The following is a 17361-nucleotide window of genomic DNA, read 5'->3' as shown; positions in this document are numbered from 1 at the left end:
CTCTTTTACATAACGTATATTGTAACATGTTCAAAATATACTGTATATGAAGTTTGTTTTTATTATCTCAAATTTTCAAAATTGACATCTATTTGCAATGAAAAAGTCAAAGTCCATTTTCAGGCTTTGACTTTTTCTTGTTCCCATCTATCTTATCATCTGAAAATTATTTATCGTCTTTTACTTCTTCAAAGTCAGCATCTACAACGCCGTCGTCTTTTTTACCAGCATCTGCTCCTGCTTCACCTTGTGCCGCTTGAGCCGCTGCTGCTGCTTGTTCATAGACTTTCATTACTAAAGGTTGTAAAACGCCTTCTAATTTTTCTTTCGACGATTTAATTCCTTCGATTTCACCAGCTTCTAATGCTTTTTTCAATTCCTCTTTTGCATCTTCAACTGATTTTTTCTCGTCTTCTGTAATTTGTTCCCCAAGATCCGAAATAGTTTTATCCACTTGGAACACTAATTGGTCTGCTTCATTGCGAAGTTCTGCTTCTTCTTTACGTTTTGCATCAGCTTCAGCATTTGCTTCAGCATCTTTTACCATACGTTCGATTTCTTCATCAGATAAACCTGAATCGGATTGAATTACAATTGTTTGCTCTTTTTGAGTACCTAAATCTTTTGCTTTAACTGAAACGATACCGTTTTTATCAATATCAAATGTTACTTCGATTTGAGGTACACCACGTGGTGCTGGTGGGATATCAGCTAATTGGAAACGTCCTAAAGTTTTGTTATCAGCAGCCATTGGACGTTCACCTTGTAACACATGGATATCTACAGCTGGTTGGTTATCAGCGGCTGTTGAGAAAACTTGTGATTTTGAAGTTGGGATTGTTGTGTTGCGTTCGATTAATTTTGTAAATACGCCACCCATTGTTTCAATACCAAGAGAAAGCGGAGTTACGTCAAGTAAAACGATATCTTTTACATCACCCGTTAATACGCCACCTTGAACTGCAGCACCCATTGCGACAACTTCGTCTGGGTTTACACCTTTATGTGGCTCTTGACCAGTTTCACGTTTAACTGCCTCTTGAACTGCTGGAATACGAGTAGAACCACCAACTAAAATTACTTTATCTAAATCTGATGCGCTTAAGCCAGCATCTTTAAGAGCTTGACGAGTTGGGATAATTGTACGTTCTACTAAATCACGCGTAATTTCATCGAATTTTGCACGAGTTAAGTTTACTTCTAAGTGAAGTGGACCTTCAGCTCCTGCTGTAATGAATGGTAATGAAATTTGAGTAGATGTAACACCAGATAAATCTTTTTTCGCTTTTTCAGCCGCATCTTTTAAACGTTGCATAGCCATTTTATCTTTCGATAAATCAATACCATTTTCTTTTTTAAATTCGTCAACTAAGTAATCAATTACTTTTTGGTCGAAGTCATCTCCACCAAGTTTGTTATCCCCAGCAGTAGCAAGTACTTCGAATACGCCATCCCCTAATTCAAGGATTGATACGTCGAATGTACCACCACCAAGGTCAAATACTAGAATTTTTTGATCTTGATCTTGTTTATCTAAACCGTATGCTAGGGCTGCTGCTGTTGGTTCGTTAATAATACGTTCTACTTCAAGACCAGCAATTTTACCAGCATCTTTTGTTGCTTGACGTTGAGCGTCGTTGAAGTAAGCTGGAACAGTAATTACAGCTTTCGTTACTTTTTCACCTAAGTATTCTTCAGCATATCCTTTTAAGTATTGTAAAATCATTGCTGATACTTCTTGAGGAGTATATTCTTTATCTTCAATTGTTACTTTTTCAGAAGTACCCATTTTTGATTTAATAGACAAAATTGTGTTAGGGTTTGTAATTGATTGGCGTTTTGCCACTTCCCCAACTTGACGTTCACCATTTTTAAATGAAACAGCAGAAGGAGTTGTACGGTTACCTTCTGGATTTGGAATTACCTTTGGTTCCCCACCTTCTAATACTGCTACACAAGAGTTTGTTGTCCCTAAGTCAATACCAATAATTTTGCTCATATTAAATTTTACCTCCTATTATTTAAAACACCATTTGTGCTCTTTCTAAATTAAATACGTTTATTATTCATTTACTGAAACCATTGATGGTCTTAATACACGATCTTTTAATTTATATCCTTTTTGAAGTTCGCGTATAACAATGCCAGATTCTTTTTCAGAATCATTTTCTTGCATGACTGCTTGATGTACAGTTGGATCGAAAGCTTCCCCTTCAGCAGGGATGACTTCTAATCCTTCCTGTTTTGCAGCTTCGATAAATGTTTTATAGACCATTTCAATGCCTTTATATAAAGAAACTGCATCATCGGAGCTCACTTCCACTTGTAACGCCCGTTCAAGATTATCTAGAACCGGTAATAAGTCAGTCAGTAATTTTTGAGCTCGATATTTTTCAGAAGCTTCTCTATCAAGTTGATTACGGCGACGCATATTATCAAAATCCGCACGTAAACGTAAGAAACGATTTTCTTCTTCTTGAAGTTTCGTTTCCAATTCCGCAATTTTTAAATTTAATTGCTCTTCAACGGTTAGTTCCGTTTGTTCCTCGTTTTGCTCATTTTCCGTGTTATTCGTTACTTCTTCATTTGTTTGTTCTGTTACTTCTTGTTGTTTGTTTTCTGTCGTTTCAGACACAATGAATCCTCCTTATAACCCATTAGTCGATTTATTTGAGAGCACACGAGAAAGTCCACTTCGCATCACATCTAATAAAGAAACAGCACGTTGATAATCCATACGTGTTGGTCCAATAATCGCAATGGAACCTTCTTGCTCTTTGCCAACGGAATATGTGGCTGTAATAACACTTAGATCATCCATCGCCAAATGATTATTTTCAGAACCAATTCGAATATGGATTCCTCTGTCACCAGGATGGAATAGGGAGATCACTTGACTCTCTTTTTCCATCATCTCCATTAAGGCGCGAACTTTATTTAAATCGTGAAACTCGGGTTGATTTAACATATTTGTTTTTCCGCCAAAATAAATTTTCCCTTCATTTTGCGCGAAAGCAACATTTTTTAAAGATTGGATAATAGAATCTGCTGTTTTTACATGCTGCCTTAGTACTTCAAAGGTTTCTAATTCAAGTCGACTTTGCAGTTCGAGCAATGAAACACCCACTAAACGTTCGTTTAAAATGTTAACTGTTTTTTCTATATCTACAGGAATAAATCCTTGAGGGAGAGTAATGGTGCGATTTTCCACGTGTCCATTATCTGTCACAATAATCGCAACAGCTGTTTGCTCAGTTAAAGGAACAATTTGGAATCGTTTCACACGATGTTTGCTTACATTTGGTCCAAGTAAAATCGTTGTATAGGATGTTAAATCAGACAATATATTGGCAGATTCACGAATTACTTGTTCCATCTCTACAATTTGATTTTTAAAAATAGATTGAACTAACCCAATTTCTCTTTCAGACATTGAAATAGGCTGTAACAAATGGTCCACATAATATCGATACCCTTTTTCAGAAGGTACACGTCCAGAAGAAGTATGTGTTTTTTCTAAAAACCCTAATTCCTCTAAATCAGCCATCTCATTTCGGATAGTTGCAGGGCTATAAGTGATCCATTCTTTCTTCGAAATTTGGCGTGACCCTACTGGTTGAGCTGAATTAACAAAATCATCAACGATTACTTGCAAAATTTGTAATTGTCGATTTGTTAACATAGTCATCACCTCTGTTAGCACTCATTAACTTAGAGTGCTAATACTATATTTAAATTATCAAATCTCTCAAATGATGTCAACGGAATCGCTTTAATCTTCCAATAAAAAACGTTGAAAAACTTCATTGCCGACAAAACGACCTTTATGGCTTAACTTCACACCTTTTTCATCTTCGAGCAATAAGTCTTCGATTTTTAGTTGTTCAATTGTGTTCCCATAAAGTTTCTTCATCGATACACCGAATTTTTTCTCAAATTGTTCAAAGGAAACACCCTCATTTTTTCGTAATCCTAAAAACATTTGCTCTTCACATTTTTCTTCAAAAGATACTTTATGTTCCCGGAGGAGCGGTTGTTCATTATTTTGGATTGTTTCAATATATTTCTTTATTGGGGCATAATTCGAATAACGGATTCCTCGCAAATAACCATGGGCTCCAGCTCCGAAACCAGCATACTCATCATTATCCCAATAAATTTTATTATGTGTTGAAATATGGCCATCCATAGCAAAATTGCTTATTTCATATTGTTCCTTTTGTTTTTCAGCCATCTTCTTCATTAATAATTCATACATATCTGCTTCCGAATCTTCAGTAGGTAAGCTTAATTTCCCTTTTGCATACTGGATATAAAAAATCGTTTTTGGTTCAACAATTAAAGAATAGGCTGAATAGTGAGGAAGATCCAATTCCAATGCCTTCATTAAAGTATCTTCCCATTGTTCCATCGTCTGACCTGGTAAACCATACATTAAATCAATACTCATATTATCGAAACCAATCTTCTTTGCCAGTTCAATCGTTTCATATACATGCTCATTCGTATGGGTACGTCCTAATTTTTTCAATAGTTGTTGATCAAAGGATTGTACGCCCATACTTAATCGATTTACTCCACCGTTTATTAATGCTTCCAGCTTATCCTCTGTTAATTCATCAGGATTTGCTTCGGAACTAAATTCGATTAGTTGATTCGTCGGGAGTATAGAATTGATATGATGTAATAGCCTAGTAATTTGTTTTGCTGATAATGCGGTAGGCGTTCCACCGCCAAGGTAGACCGTTTCAATTTCTTGAAATTGTTCCGGTGATTTGCGGACAGCCATTTCAATTTCTTTTCCAACAGCTTCTATATATTCATCAACTGGTTGATTTTTAAAAAATACTTTGTTGAAATCACAGTAATTACAAATTTGATGACAGAAAGGAATATGTATGTAGACACCTCGCGCCATTAAAATCCCTTCTTTCTAATGAAAAATATCCATTTCTCTCTATTGTACCCTTTCAATATAAAATTTCAATTTTACAGTTCAAAAACATTTTAATTTAATAAAAAAAGGACCCGTAAAAACAGGTCCATGAAAATTATATTGTAACTTCAATTTGTTTATTATGTAGATTATAAAATAAATCGATTAATGAATAAGATGTTATATTTGATGCGAAGTCAGTTACCTCTTCTTTAGACTTAAAAGTAACTGCACCGACTTCCCTTACAATCTCATATTTTTCTTGTTGTAAGTTAATTAAGTATATTCTGACGACAGGATTGTACGGACGGGCTTGCTCCAAATTATCACCGGCTAATAAAATACCATTTAGCTGCTGATCATTTATAATTGTGTTCAACACTTCTAAGCCATCTAATTCAAACCATTCTGGAATTTCTACTTGCCCCATATTACTCATCTTTACTACATCTCCTTCGCTGTTTTATCAAATGAAGAAAATCAAATCATGTAAATATCAACTTTTAGCAAAGTTTAGTTCTAAGCTTGGTTTTTATAGACAAATTGTACTATAGCGAATTTATTTCATAAAGAGCAAAAATGAAACGATTTTTTTCAGTCCATTTCACGTTATTCTTTATATGTTGCAATAAAAAACAGGTCAACTTCCAAAAAGAAAGCTTAACCTGCTAAAAACCTATATTAGTAAGACTTTTCTGTATACAATTCTATCTATTTTGTATCCAATATTTTTTCTTACCTTCCAATTTTATTATCGACTATTGCACTAGTTCAATTACTGTTTTTCCAAATAATATATTTAATAGCGTAAATTGGTCTAAATAATGCCATTTCATCCTACGAAATGCTTTAAATTATACCGAACTAATTTTTTTCAGAAAAAGTAGATTAAGAGAGAGTTTTCATCTAATAAATCCTTTAAATTATAATGTTTAGCAATACATCGTATTAATAGATCTTTCAATTCAATTGACCCGAAGCTGAAAACTATCGACAAGGAGAGATTAATGATTGAAAGTTATTGATGTTGCTGAAAGATTAGAAAAGATGATTGCTGTCTATTTCAATGGTAATAATTATGTTATGAATGGTTTAGAACTTTCGAGGGAGGACTCTAAAATCATAGCCTTTTCTTTAATCCACGCATATCAACTAACCGAATGGATCATTCATAATAAAACGGGTAAATAATCAAATATCCTTTACACTTTAACAAGTAACATCAAATAAAAGACATAGCAAATCTTCAATAATAGAAGACCGCTATGTCCTTTCATTCATTGATGGCAAAAGCAGATGCTGTTGTAATTATAAACAGTAGTAATCCCCACCGCTCATATTTCAATAACGTTAAAACACAACCTTTTGAAACGTTAGATGATTATTTTTTATTATTGTCATCCATTTTCAATACAGCCATAAACGCTTCTTGAGGCACTTCTACAGAACCAACTTGCTTCATACGTTTTTTACCTTCTTTTTGTTTATCAAGAAGTTTACGTTTACGTGAAATATCTCCACCATAACATTTTGCAAGAACGTTTTTCCGCATCGCTTTAATAGTAGAACGGGCAATAATTTTTTGACCAATGGCAGCTTGTACAGGTACTTCAAATTGTTGACGAGGAATTAATTCTTTTAATTTTTCAACAATCACTTTTCCGCGCTCATAGGCAAAGTCCCGATGTACGATGAAACTTAGTGCATCCACTTGCTCACCATTTAGTAGAATATCCATTTTTACTAACTTCGAAGGTTTATATCCAATCAGCTCATAGTCAAAGGACGCATAACCTTTTGTATTTGATTTTAAATAATCAAAGAAGTCATACACAATTTCGGATAATGGAATTTCATATTGGATACTTACACGGGTAGTATCAAGATAGTCCATCCCAATAAACGTACCGCGCTTCATTTGACATAATTCCATTACTGCCCCTACATAATCATTTGGCACCATAATCGTCGCCTTAACATATGGTTCTTCCACATGGTCAATTTTTTGTGGATCCGGCATCATCGAAGGGTTGTCCACTTTTACAGAACTTCCATCCGTTAAAGTAACATCATAAATAACAGAAGGAGCTGTTGTAATTAAATCAATATTAAATTCTCGTTCTAATCTTTCTTGCACAATTTCCATATGCAATAGTCCTAAAAAACCACAACGGAAACCAAAACCTAAAGCTTGAGAAGTTTCTGGTTCAAATTGTAATGCCGAGTCATTTAACTCTAATTTTTCAAGGGCCTCACGTAAATCATTATATTTCGCAGTATCAATCGGATATAGACCACAATATACCATCGGATTTAATTTACGATACCCTGGCAGCGGTTCACTAGCTGGATTCGTCACAGAAGTAATTGTATCCCCTACTCTTGTATCTCCTACCGATTTAATCGAAGCTGTTAAATAACCTACATCACCAACTGTTAATTCAGCTACTGGCGTAATCTTCGGAGTATGTACACCTACTTCAACAACTTCAAATTCAGCTCCTGTAGCCATCATACGGATTTTATCTCCTGGTTTAACTGTGCCATTAACAATTCGAATGGAGGTCACTACGCCTTTGTATGCATCGTATAAAGAGTCAAAGATTAAAGCTTGTAATGGAGCATCCGGATCTCCTGTAGGTGCAGGAACTTTTTCCACGATTTGCTCTAGTAAATCATCAATCCCAATTCCCGCTTTTGCAGATGCCAACACAGCCTCGGATGCATCAAGTCCAATTACATCCTCAACTTCTCCTCGTACACGCTCAGGATCTGCTGCAGGTAAATCAATTTTATTAATAACTGGGAGAATCTCTAAGTCATTATCTAAAGCTAAATAAACGTTTGCTAACGTTTGAGCTTCAATACCTTGTGCAGCATCGACAACTAGTATAGCTCCTTCACACGCAGCAAGACTACGGGAAACTTCATAGGTAAAATCGACGTGTCCTGGCGTATCAATAAGATGGAATGTATACGTTTCTCCATTCTTCGCTAAATATTTTAATTGGACTGCATTTAATTTGATCGTAATACCTCTTTCACGTTCTAAATCCATCGAGTCCAATAGCTGTGCCTTCATTTCACGGGCAGTTAATGCTTTTGTTTTTTCTAAAATTCGGTCTGCTAATGTAGATTTACCGTGATCGATATGGGCAATGATAGAAAAATTCCGTATGTTTTCTTGTCGTTTTAAACGTTCTTCTCGATTCATGTCGTGTTCACTCCTAATCAAATACGCCTCCCGCGTATATTCTGCCGTTAAATGCAGAATGGTCAAAGATTCACTTTGTACCGAAAAGGTACCTGTATCGAATCTTAGATAAACGCTGGAGGCTTTAACCTTTATCAGTACGGATTCATACTGAAAAATTGGTAACCCGCTTTGAATTACCTCTATTTACAATTCCTTCGAAAAAAGGCTAAACTAACTTGAATTATAGCAGTGACACAACACCTTTAGCAATCATGTAGTGAGAAAAAACGTAATTATCCGTCTGCACAATTGACAAACTAGGCACTTTCTTCTTGTTTTACATACGATTTAGCAATGGCTTGAGCAAGAACAGCAACAGTGCGATAGACTTCATCTTCCGTATTATCAATTCCACCAATTTCAATTAATAAAAGATTTTCTGCTAAATCTTGGTTGTACACGCCATCCACTCCTGCACCAGATTTTTTTATCGTTCCTCTTGAAATATTTGGAACAATTTGATTCATCGTCTGACTTAAAGTGTTGGCATAAGATAAATTCGTTTTATAATTTGGATTTTCAGCACCGATTACAAAGGCGATCTTTGCATATCCAACCTTATTATGGGTTATCGTCGATTTGTCATGGGCAGTTGCATCCCGATGTACATCTAAAATAAGGTCATACTGTGTTTTTTCTAGTTCCTTACTAATGTAAGGTCGTACAGTATCATATGCGGAAGAAAATGCTGAACCATTTTTCTTCATGACCGACATCACGTCTACATCAAGGGTTTTAGCATTTAAACCGTTTAATTTAAAATAATCTTCCATCACCTTTGACATGGAAAATAAATTACTTTTGTCATCATAAACGGCGACGGTTCCTCTTTCATTTTCAACAAACGGCTTATATGTTTCGTGAGAATGCGTAAACACAAACAATACATCAAAAGGATCGACTGGCATTGACACATCTGTAGCAGTTACTTCTGTTGCTGTTACTCCTTCAGAACTTACTTCCGATGAGTTAACTTCCGTTGACGCATAGACTACTTTCTTTTCTTCAGCTAAAGAAGGCTCGTATTTTTCATTGTTGGGAAAAGGCAATAGTCCTGTAATAATTGGCAACATAAAAAAGAAGACTAGAAAAATTGATAGTACTTTTAATCTTTTTAACATGACATCCTCTCCTTCCACTACGATATGGAGGGAGAGGTCATTTTAGAACTATTTGATTTTATGTTCCATCCAATTAAAGAGACATTTACTAATTAAAATCGAATATTTCGTAATCCAAACATCTACTTCCTTTGGCGTTACAATTAGTCTCTCAGGATGGGATGCGAATGCTTCCTCAAAAAGTTGTAGTCGATCATTTGTTGACCATGTCGACCATTCACCAAATATCGGTTTAATAAGATTTAAATCGACTCTATCGTTGGATTCCGGTGTCCATGAAGTAACAGATAATTTTCCAGATGGTTTTCCCCTTTCTTCTATTTTCGCAGCGATAGAACGAAATACACTATCGATGGCATCTGCAATAATCACTGTCGCATCAACGACTGTCGGAACACCGATTGCTGTAACAGGTACACCCATTACTTCCTTCGATACTTCTGTACGCTGATTCCCTACACCAGAACCAGGGTGAATTCCGGTATTTGTAATTTGAATTGTTTTACATAATCGGGAACTTCCCCTTGTTGCTAAAGCATCGATTACTAAAACTAAAGAAGGTTTAATTTTCTCCGTTAACGCAAGGATGAAATCACTCGTTTCAAAGCCTGTTTGTCCTGTTACTCCCGGCGCATACATAATAAAATGATCACTCGGGTTTTCAGACTGCTCATTTTGCATCGCATCAATTGCAAAAGGTCCAACGGCGTCTGGTGTGATCGTTTTGTTTCCTAAACCGATTACAAGAACTTTACTATCTTTCGTTAATTTTATATCTTTATGGATGTCGTCGAGATATTTGGTAAATGCTTTTTCTAGTTGTTCAAACCCATTATTATCATCTACCGTCAAAGTCGGAACGGAGAGTGTAATATATTTCCCTTCTTTTTTTCCGATTTGTTCTTCCCCATTTTTATCTACTAAAACTTTTGTAACTTTTACACGTCCTTCATTAAACTCATCTATCGAAACACCGCTAGAATGGGCTATTTTTTCCTTTTGGTTTTTCGTCTGATGCTCAACTACTTCTTGGGATTCATCAATTAAGTCCGTTCTACTCCAATTTACTTCTATCATTTTTATCACCTCATTTTCTATGTTGGACAAACTGTCAAGTAAATATTCTTTGCATTTATCTATTGCAATTATACGCGTCGTTTGGTAGAATGATTTTTGTTGTATTGACAAATGAAAACAGTGAGAAGATGACTCATCTCGTACCTTATTTAGGAGGTGAAAGATATGCCAAACATTAAATCTGCGATTAAACGAGTTAAAACTGCTGAAAAAGCAAACATTGCTAACTCTCAAGCAAAATCTGCAATGCGTACTACAATTAAAAAAGCTGAATTAGCATTAGCTAACAATGCTGAAAACGCTAAAGAATTACTAGTAGCTGCTAACAAAGCTCTTGATACAGCTGCTTCTAAAGGTCTTATCCATAAAAACGCTGCAGCTCGTAAAAAATCACGTTTAGCTAAAAAAGCTAACTAATTGATGAACTATTAAGAGGTTTTCCCTATCATTTCTTTATATGATGTGAGGAAAATCTCTTTTTCATTGCACAAAAAAACTATCCAAAAGACCCAAGTCCTGGATAGTTCGTTTATTAATATAAGAATAAGTATTTGAAGTAATCTTCCCAAGTAAACGTTGATAACAGTTCTTTATCCGGCCATTCAGTTGGAAAAGGGAAAAAACTTCGGCTATATAATTTTCTTTCCTTATCATTTAAAATGACTGTACCATCTTCAATAGAACTTGTAAAAACGGTCGTTCCATGATCATGAAACTCTAAATGCACAGGTGACAGATTAATTTTCCCCTCTTCATCCAATATATAAACAAATTCACCAATACTTGAGTTTGACGTGTTGTCCGTATGCACCCATTCTTTCTTCAATCGATGAGCATTTAATGCTTCGTCAATAATAATTTTAGCCTTTGTCAAACTCGCAATCGGCTTATTAATAATTTGTTCATCTAGATCAATCCGTAATTCATAGGCAGTTGGTTGCGGAAGCTTTACGACCTTCTCCATTTCTTTATACCAGATCGATTTAATAGCAGGGATATTTTGTTTTTCTACTATAACACCTAGTAATTCTTTTTCCCCTTCTGCTGCTAATTCCAGTTCTTCTGCTCCTCCAGCTTGCCCAATGTTCTCTCCAACAAGTAACGGATCTAATTCTACATTTTGGTTTTCGTTTATTTGTTGCCATTCCTTTTCTGAAAGATAGGTTAATAGATTTTTATCATTAGGATAGAGTATAAACGTAACCGAACCATTTTCCTCAATCACATCACCTATCATCCCATCAACAGGACTAGATAACACATTAGATACAGTTAGTTCGTTCATTTGTTCATCAATGATATCAATGTTTCTTTGAACTTCAGCAATACGACTTTCTACGATTGCAATTGCTTCGATAGGTGATTCTTTCAAGATTTGCGTTTCAATAGTAAAAGTGAACTCATCACCGATTTCTTCGGTATCAAAATTTGAAGTAGGCTCATCTAAAAACTCTTCAACTTCTAATTTAGCAACAATCTCTTCTAAAGTCATTAACTCCCTCTCATAGGCCATTCTTTCGGCCTCCATTTTTTTTCGTTCCTTGGCTGCTTCTTCTGTTTTATAAGCGGCTATTTCTTCATCCATTAAAATTTTTTGGCCAGGTTGGACGGATATTTGGGATAAAGCTTCTGCATTTGCTGTAATATGAATTTCTTCTTTCGGAACAATAAGAGCATCTTTTTCTATATACGCCCTTTCTGTATTTGAAGTGGCACGCTCATATTCAGAAATATAATAGGATCGACTTATCTGACTATCTTCACTAAATACAAGTCGAATATTCAAAATGAGAAAGGACAAAAAAAGTCCATAACCAATGATCCACCAAATTTTCACCTTCCGCATTATAGACCTACCACCTTTAATAGATAGTCTTTTATCGGTATTACACTAATAGCTGCAGTAATAAGGGCGAAGAAAAGTTGAACAATCATAATTTTCGTTAATAATATCCCTTTGCTTTCCTCTTCCCATTTAGAAAGAAATACGTATTGAATCACAACGGTTGCAACGGTTGCAACCGTTATTTGATTTAAAAAATATATAACAAAACTATCATTCACTAAATAGGATGTAATAGGCCCTAAGGATAAAAAGGATAAAGGTGTCGTATACCCCACCATAACAAATACTATAAATAGAATCACTTTCTCTATTAAAATACTAGCAATAACGAATAATTGAATCTTTGATATTGAACGAAATGGTAAGTCTGTTAATACATATAAACAAAAGGAAATAATATAATAATGAAAAAGGAAAAATAACATTCCCTCAATCGCTGCTCCTAATGTAGACAAATATCGACTTACCACAAATTCTTCATACATATTTGAAACGGAAAAATAGGTTAGACCTTCCGTCCCCATCCCCCAAAGGTCTCTTACTATGTAAAACATGATCATGAAGAAAAACAATATAAAAAATTTAATACGATACCCTTTTATTAGATAACCTTGATCTGCGTTATCTAACGCAAAGGCTAATTTACTAGGATTGAATAGTGAATGCCAAAATCTAAATTGATAGTCCATGTCTATTCCTTTCAATATAACGTTTATATTTTTTGGTTAAATTGAAACTTAATAGATTAAATATAACAGATTTTGTAAATGGAGTTAAATGGATAACTAATTATAAATTGGAAAATGCTCCATATGGTTTATAGCGCTCTTAGTAAAAACATTTCCAAATACCTCTCACGATTCCCACTGATGGATTTCAATTGTAAATCAATTTCAGCTAATTTATTTAATGCTTTGAGTAGCCTTTCTTCACTTGGCCGATCCCGATTTTCCAATATTAGCTTTACCCGATAAGGGTGAATTTTCAGCTGCTTTGAAATTTGATTTGGATGATATCCTTTTTTCTGTAAATAATAAACATTATTCATTGTACGAATATTTGACGCAAGAAGCCCGACAAGTTTAATCGGTTCTTCCTTTTGACGCAGTAAATCATGGTAAATATGCAGGGCTTCTGCACTATTATGAGACAAATAGGCATTTAACATTTTAAATGCATCATGCTCCAACGTTTTTGCAACAAGTTCTTCTACTAGATGAACGGATATTTGCTGTTCTTCACCTAAATACAACGATATTTTTTCAATTTCAATTTGCAATTGCAGCATATTTGCTCCAACCATTTCAATTAACTTATCCACCGCTTCATCAGTAATACTTTTTTCAAATGCTTTAACTTCATTCCGAACCCAGACAGCCAGATCATTTTCTTTCGGTGTTTCGGCATGTAGCATAATACTTTTTTCTTTCATAGCTTTTGTAATTTTTTTACGTTCGTCTAGCTTTTCATACGGTGCAATAAAAACTGTGATACAAAAATCCGATGGATGGGCTAACCAATTTTCCAACCTTTTTAAATCATGTTCTATTTTTTCTTTCCCTTTTTCCGATGCTTTTAAAAAAGATGCGTTTTTCGCAATCACTAATTTTTTTTCTGAAAAAAATGGGAATGTATCTGCTTCATCAATCACTAAATCAACAGGCGATTCTTCTAAATCAAATGTGATGATCTCCGCCTCTTCATTTTTATTTAAAGATTTTTTCAATCTCTTCATTGTTTCATCAACGAAATAAGTTTCTTCTCCGAAAATACAATAAATAGGAGCGATTTGCCCATTTTGCATTTCTTTCCAAATTTTCGTAAACATATTGAAATCCTCCTAATACTTTACCTACTAATAAGTATACACGTTTTTTATTTTCTAGCATCTATGTATAAAATGTGGCAAACAATGAAAGGTTATTAAAGAGAAAAGGTTTTATTCGATATAGATTTTTGTATTATCTTCACTTATAATTGAGTTTGAGTAGGAGGGATAGGTATGTCATCACATGATGAGAACGTTGTAACACACAATCCTTTTGAAGGCAAAAACGGCGCTTCAATGCGAAATCAAGCTATTGATGCTGGCGTTGGATTTGGTGTTTCTTTCGTATTCTTTGCACTTATGTTTATTATTGCAACAATTATTGATGTAGCAGCATAATCGCTGAAAGAAAAAAGGGAGATCTCTATTTTGAGATTTCCCTTTTTTCTTTATTTGACGTGACGATTTCCATATTGGAATCAGAAATTGTCACTTCAATTGTCCCCACTTCACTTGTCGTAAGTGTAGTTAAATCATATGCATCAAACCGCTCCACTACTTCTTGGTGCGGATGTCCATAACGATTATTTTCCCCAGCACTAAATATCGTTAAGCTTGGCTGTAGTATTCCAATAAACTCTTCGCTACTTGATGTTTTACTACCGTGATGTCCCGCTTTTAAAACATCAATTTTAGATAAATCGGGATATTCCTTTACAATTATCTGTTCTCCTTCTTTCTCCAAATCACCTGTAAATAAAGCATCAAACTGATTCATTGACATATATAGAACTAGTGAATCATTATTTCCTTCGTAAGTTGTTTCTTTCGGCCATAAGTAAGTAAAGGTTATATCATCCACTTTCCAAGATCGATTTGATATTTGTTCGATGATAGGAATCTTTCTACTCTCCGCTTCCATTAGGAGCTCGTTCATTACCTTTTCTTTATACGAACTTGGAGTAATATGTATCTCCTTTACTTCGATCTCTTGTAAAACTTCTTCTGCTCCTTCAACATGATCACTATCAGCATGGGTTAAAATTAATTTATCAATCTTCGTGATACCTTTTCCTTTTAAATAAGGGACTACAACATCCCTTCCGATTTCATAAGAACGATTACTTTTTTTCCATTGTTCTTGTTCAAATCGTAATAAACCACCTGTATCTATCATATATACTTGTTTTCTATATGGTAATTCGATGACGACACAATCCCCTTGTCCTACATTTATAAAGGATATTTTTAATTCATTTGATAGCTTCCCACTAAAATGAATTATCAATGCAGGAATAAATAAAACAATCAGGATTATGGACCAATTTCTTTGGCAATCTAATAAATAAAAAACGATAAACACACTAATAAAAGCTACTAATATGAGAATTATCGTTGGTTTACCTGGATTCCACATTTGGTGTGGAATGGATTGTAAAAAATCAATGATTGTTGTAAGAAATAGCCGAACCGGCTCATAACCATGCAATAAAAAGGATAATAGATTGAACGGAAAATAAGAAACGAAGAGAAGCACGATATTAATCGGTAAAATAATAAATGAAAATAAAGGAACAAAAAATATATTCACAATAAAGGAAGATAAGCTTATTTCATAAAAATGGAAAAGCAATAGAGGATAAACAAGTAATTGACAAACAAAAGTAATGAAAAAAGATTGAATAATCCATGAAGAAAACCGGTTAATCAAAGGGCCAGAATAAATTAAACTAGCCGTAGCTAAATAGGATAATTGGAACCCTACTTGATATATGACCCAAGGTTCGAGCCATACAAATAAAATAAAACTAATTGCCAAGCAATCGTCTACCGATAATTTATTGCCCTTTATTCGACTTATCATCATTATTTCAACAATAGTGATAGCACGCCAAACTGAAGGCGCTCCGCCGGCAAGAATCCCATAGATTGGTAAAACAATCATTAATACAATTGTAGCAAGCTCCCTCCTCACCTTTAAACGCAATAACCCTTGAAAGAAAATGAAGGATACAATGGCAATATGGAGACCAGAAATGGCAAACAGATGGGTAATACCGAGTGTTTGGTATGCCCTTGACGTCTCTTCATCGACATTTTCTTGTAAACCAATTAAAAGGGCTTGAGCTTCTCCAACTAAAGAGTGGGGAAAAGTTTCTTCAATATGTTGTTTTAAGTGAAATCGTTGTAAACTAATTTTACGTGAGATGGAATCTTGTATGCCTATAAACTGCCATTCCGATATTTCAACTATACCCATAGCTCCTTTACTTTTTAAATAACGTTTCATATCGAAGGCATAATCATGATTAGGCTTTGAAGGTTCTACTAACTTGCCATCCACTCTAAATTCCATACCGACTAATGGGGTTTGTTGGAAATTTATTTTTTCGTTTTCTGATTTTATTTCATACTTTACATAAATAGTTCTACCTTTGCGATCTTTCATAAAACCGCGCAATACATTCCCTTTTATCGTATATTCATCGGTCCATGTTAAAACTTCAGGAAGTTGAAGTGGTTCATTTAAAGGTTTTATCTCATGAATAAAGGAAAAATAAGAAATAGTTCCGACAATTAGAACTCCCACTACATGTCCTATTGCTATTTTTTTATAAGTTAGAAAACCACTTATGAGTAATAAAATAAATAAAAGCCTTACCGATTCGAAAGCTGCAAGGGTAGCAACGAGAACCGATAAGGCATAGAAAATCCAGTTATGCTTGAACGACATCAAATAATTCTTTCACCTTCTCTTCAAAAGGCTTTATTTCCTCTTCTGAAGCACCTAAATCCCTCAATTTATGTAGCATGTCAACTGCTAATTGTAATTTGCTTTTTTGTAAAAAGTCTATTTTTGCTTCATCAAAAGGAATGTGTGCAACATTTACATTGGCTTTTTCAAATAACTCTAACGCATATTCATTATTTTTATAATCCTTAGCGTAGTATACATTTTTTATACCTGCTTGAATGATTGTTTTTGAGCACGGTAAACAAGGAAAATGGGTTACATAAATATCTGCACCGTTCGTTGGTGTTCCATATTTTGCGCACTGCAATAATGCGTTTGTTTCGGCATGGATTGTCCGAACACAATGGTTGTCCACGACGTAACACCCTTTCTCTATACAATGTTCATCGCCTGAGATTGAACCATTATAACCGCCTGCAATAATTCTTTTCTCCCTTACAATCGTTGCCCCAACCGCTAATCTACTACATGTACTTCTAAGGGCTAACAAATGGCTTTGTGCCATAAAAAATTGATCCCAAGTAATTCGCTCCATATGATTACCTCCAAACTATCTTACTTTAGTTTAGATGTTCACACTCGTTTGTGCAATGTCATAAATG

16 protein-coding genes are annotated in these 17361 nt (G+C 34.7%); 3 read left to right on the top strand and 13 right to left on the bottom strand.

Annotation, left to right across the window (positions count from 1 at the left end; genetic code table 11):
• Window positions 1–166 precede the first annotated feature (166 nt).
• The 5 genes from dnaK to ACH0B5_RS04810 all read right to left on the bottom strand — a co-directional run bounded on the left by dnaK (window position 167) and on the right by ACH0B5_RS04810 (window position 5375).
• Entirely contained in the window at window positions 167–1999 is a 1833-nt protein-coding gene (dnaK, locus tag ACH0B5_RS04830) for a molecular chaperone DnaK (RefSeq protein WP_122971355.1), read from the bottom strand.
• A 63-nt stretch (window positions 2000–2062) separates the two neighbouring features.
• A complete protein-coding gene (gene grpE / locus ACH0B5_RS04825; protein WP_406927479.1) occupies window positions 2063–2635 on the bottom strand; it encodes a nucleotide exchange factor GrpE in 573 nt (190 codons plus the stop codon).
• A gap of 12 nt (window positions 2636–2647) precedes the next feature.
• Window positions 2648–3682: a heat-inducible transcriptional repressor HrcA gene (gene hrcA, locus ACH0B5_RS04820; protein ID WP_341362296.1), complete on the bottom strand. Its 1035-nt coding sequence runs from the start codon at window positions 3680–3682 to the stop codon at window positions 2648–2650.
• A gap of 90 nt (window positions 3683–3772) precedes the next feature.
• Window positions 3773–4918 (bottom strand): radical SAM family heme chaperone HemW, encoded by a 1146-nt coding sequence (gene hemW, locus ACH0B5_RS04815; protein WP_341362297.1) that lies wholly within the window; start codon window positions 4916–4918, stop codon window positions 3773–3775.
• 133 nt (window positions 4919–5051) lie between these two features.
• Window positions 5052–5375 (bottom strand): hypothetical protein, encoded by a 324-nt coding sequence (locus ACH0B5_RS04810; RefSeq protein WP_122971359.1) that lies wholly within the window; start codon window positions 5373–5375, stop codon window positions 5052–5054.
• A 572-nt stretch (window positions 5376–5947) separates the two neighbouring features.
• On the opposite strand from ACH0B5_RS04810, the gene ACH0B5_RS04805 reads away from it, so the two are divergent.
• On the top strand, window positions 5948–6127 hold the full coding sequence (locus ACH0B5_RS04805) for a hypothetical protein (RefSeq protein WP_341362298.1): 180 nt from the start codon (window positions 5948–5950) through the stop codon (window positions 6125–6127).
• Between the two features lie 190 nt (window positions 6128–6317).
• On the opposite strand, the gene lepA is transcribed toward ACH0B5_RS04805, so the two are convergent.
• From lepA to gpr, 3 genes are all read right to left on the bottom strand, one after another.
• A complete protein-coding gene (lepA, locus tag ACH0B5_RS04800) occupies window positions 6318–8150 on the bottom strand; it encodes a translation elongation factor 4 (protein WP_122971361.1) in 1833 nt (610 codons plus the stop codon).
• 299 nt (window positions 8151–8449) lie between these two features.
• A complete protein-coding gene (spoIIP, locus tag ACH0B5_RS04795) occupies window positions 8450–9313 on the bottom strand; it encodes a stage II sporulation protein P (protein WP_406927478.1) in 864 nt (287 codons plus the stop codon).
• Between the two features lie 48 nt (window positions 9314–9361).
• A complete protein-coding gene (gene gpr / locus ACH0B5_RS04790) occupies window positions 9362–10390 on the bottom strand; it encodes a GPR endopeptidase (protein ID WP_122971363.1) in 1029 nt (342 codons plus the stop codon).
• A gap of 165 nt (window positions 10391–10555) precedes the next feature.
• On the opposite strand from gpr, the gene rpsT reads away from it, so the two are divergent.
• A complete protein-coding gene (gene rpsT / locus ACH0B5_RS04785) occupies window positions 10556–10807 on the top strand; it encodes a 30S ribosomal protein S20 (RefSeq protein ID WP_122971364.1) in 252 nt (83 codons plus the stop codon).
• Between the two features lie 115 nt (window positions 10808–10922).
• On the opposite strand, the gene ACH0B5_RS04780 is transcribed toward rpsT, so the two are convergent.
• The 3 genes from ACH0B5_RS04780 to holA all read right to left on the bottom strand — a co-directional run bounded on the left by ACH0B5_RS04780 (window position 10923) and on the right by holA (window position 14064).
• Window positions 10923–12236, bottom strand: a complete 1314-nt coding sequence (locus tag ACH0B5_RS04780; RefSeq protein ID WP_406927477.1) for a hypothetical protein — start codon at window positions 12234–12236, stop codon at window positions 10923–10925.
• Window positions 12236–12925: a hypothetical protein gene (locus ACH0B5_RS04775; RefSeq protein ID WP_406927476.1), complete on the bottom strand. Its 690-nt coding sequence runs from the start codon at window positions 12923–12925 to the stop codon at window positions 12236–12238. The genes ACH0B5_RS04780 and ACH0B5_RS04775 overlap by 1 nt, the downstream gene beginning before the upstream one ends.
• 128 nt (window positions 12926–13053) lie before the next feature.
• Window positions 13054–14064 (bottom strand): DNA polymerase III subunit delta, encoded by a 1011-nt coding sequence (gene holA, locus ACH0B5_RS04770; RefSeq protein WP_341362361.1) that lies wholly within the window; start codon window positions 14062–14064, stop codon window positions 13054–13056.
• 174 nt (window positions 14065–14238) lie between these two features.
• Here holA and ACH0B5_RS04765 point away from each other — a divergent pair, with 174 nt between their 5' ends.
• On the top strand, window positions 14239–14403 hold the full coding sequence (locus ACH0B5_RS04765) for a YqzM family protein (RefSeq protein WP_122971368.1): 165 nt from the start codon (window positions 14239–14241) through the stop codon (window positions 14401–14403).
• Between the two features lie 25 nt (window positions 14404–14428).
• Here the strand turns inward: ACH0B5_RS04765 and ACH0B5_RS04760 are convergent, their stop codons facing one another.
• Together ACH0B5_RS04760 and ACH0B5_RS04755 are read right to left on the bottom strand one after the other, a co-directional pair.
• Window positions 14429–16738: a DNA internalization-related competence protein ComEC/Rec2 gene (locus ACH0B5_RS04760; RefSeq protein WP_406927475.1), complete on the bottom strand. Its 2310-nt coding sequence runs from the start codon at window positions 16736–16738 to the stop codon at window positions 14429–14431.
• Window positions 16722–17294: a ComE operon protein 2 gene (locus ACH0B5_RS04755; protein ID WP_122971370.1), complete on the bottom strand. Its 573-nt coding sequence runs from the start codon at window positions 17292–17294 to the stop codon at window positions 16722–16724. Before ACH0B5_RS04755 ends, ACH0B5_RS04760 begins: the two co-directional genes overlap by 17 nt.
• Window positions 17295–17361: the final 67 nt, after the last annotated feature.

The organism is Ureibacillus sp. 179-F W5.1 NHS, assembly GCF_045369345.1.
In the GTDB taxonomy this organism is placed as follows: domain Bacteria; phylum Bacillota; class Bacilli; order Bacillales_A; family Planococcaceae; genus Ureibacillus; species Ureibacillus halotolerans.
The sequence above is the reverse complement of the archived record's forward strand: the minus strand, read 5'-3'. Positions and strand labels throughout refer to the sequence as shown.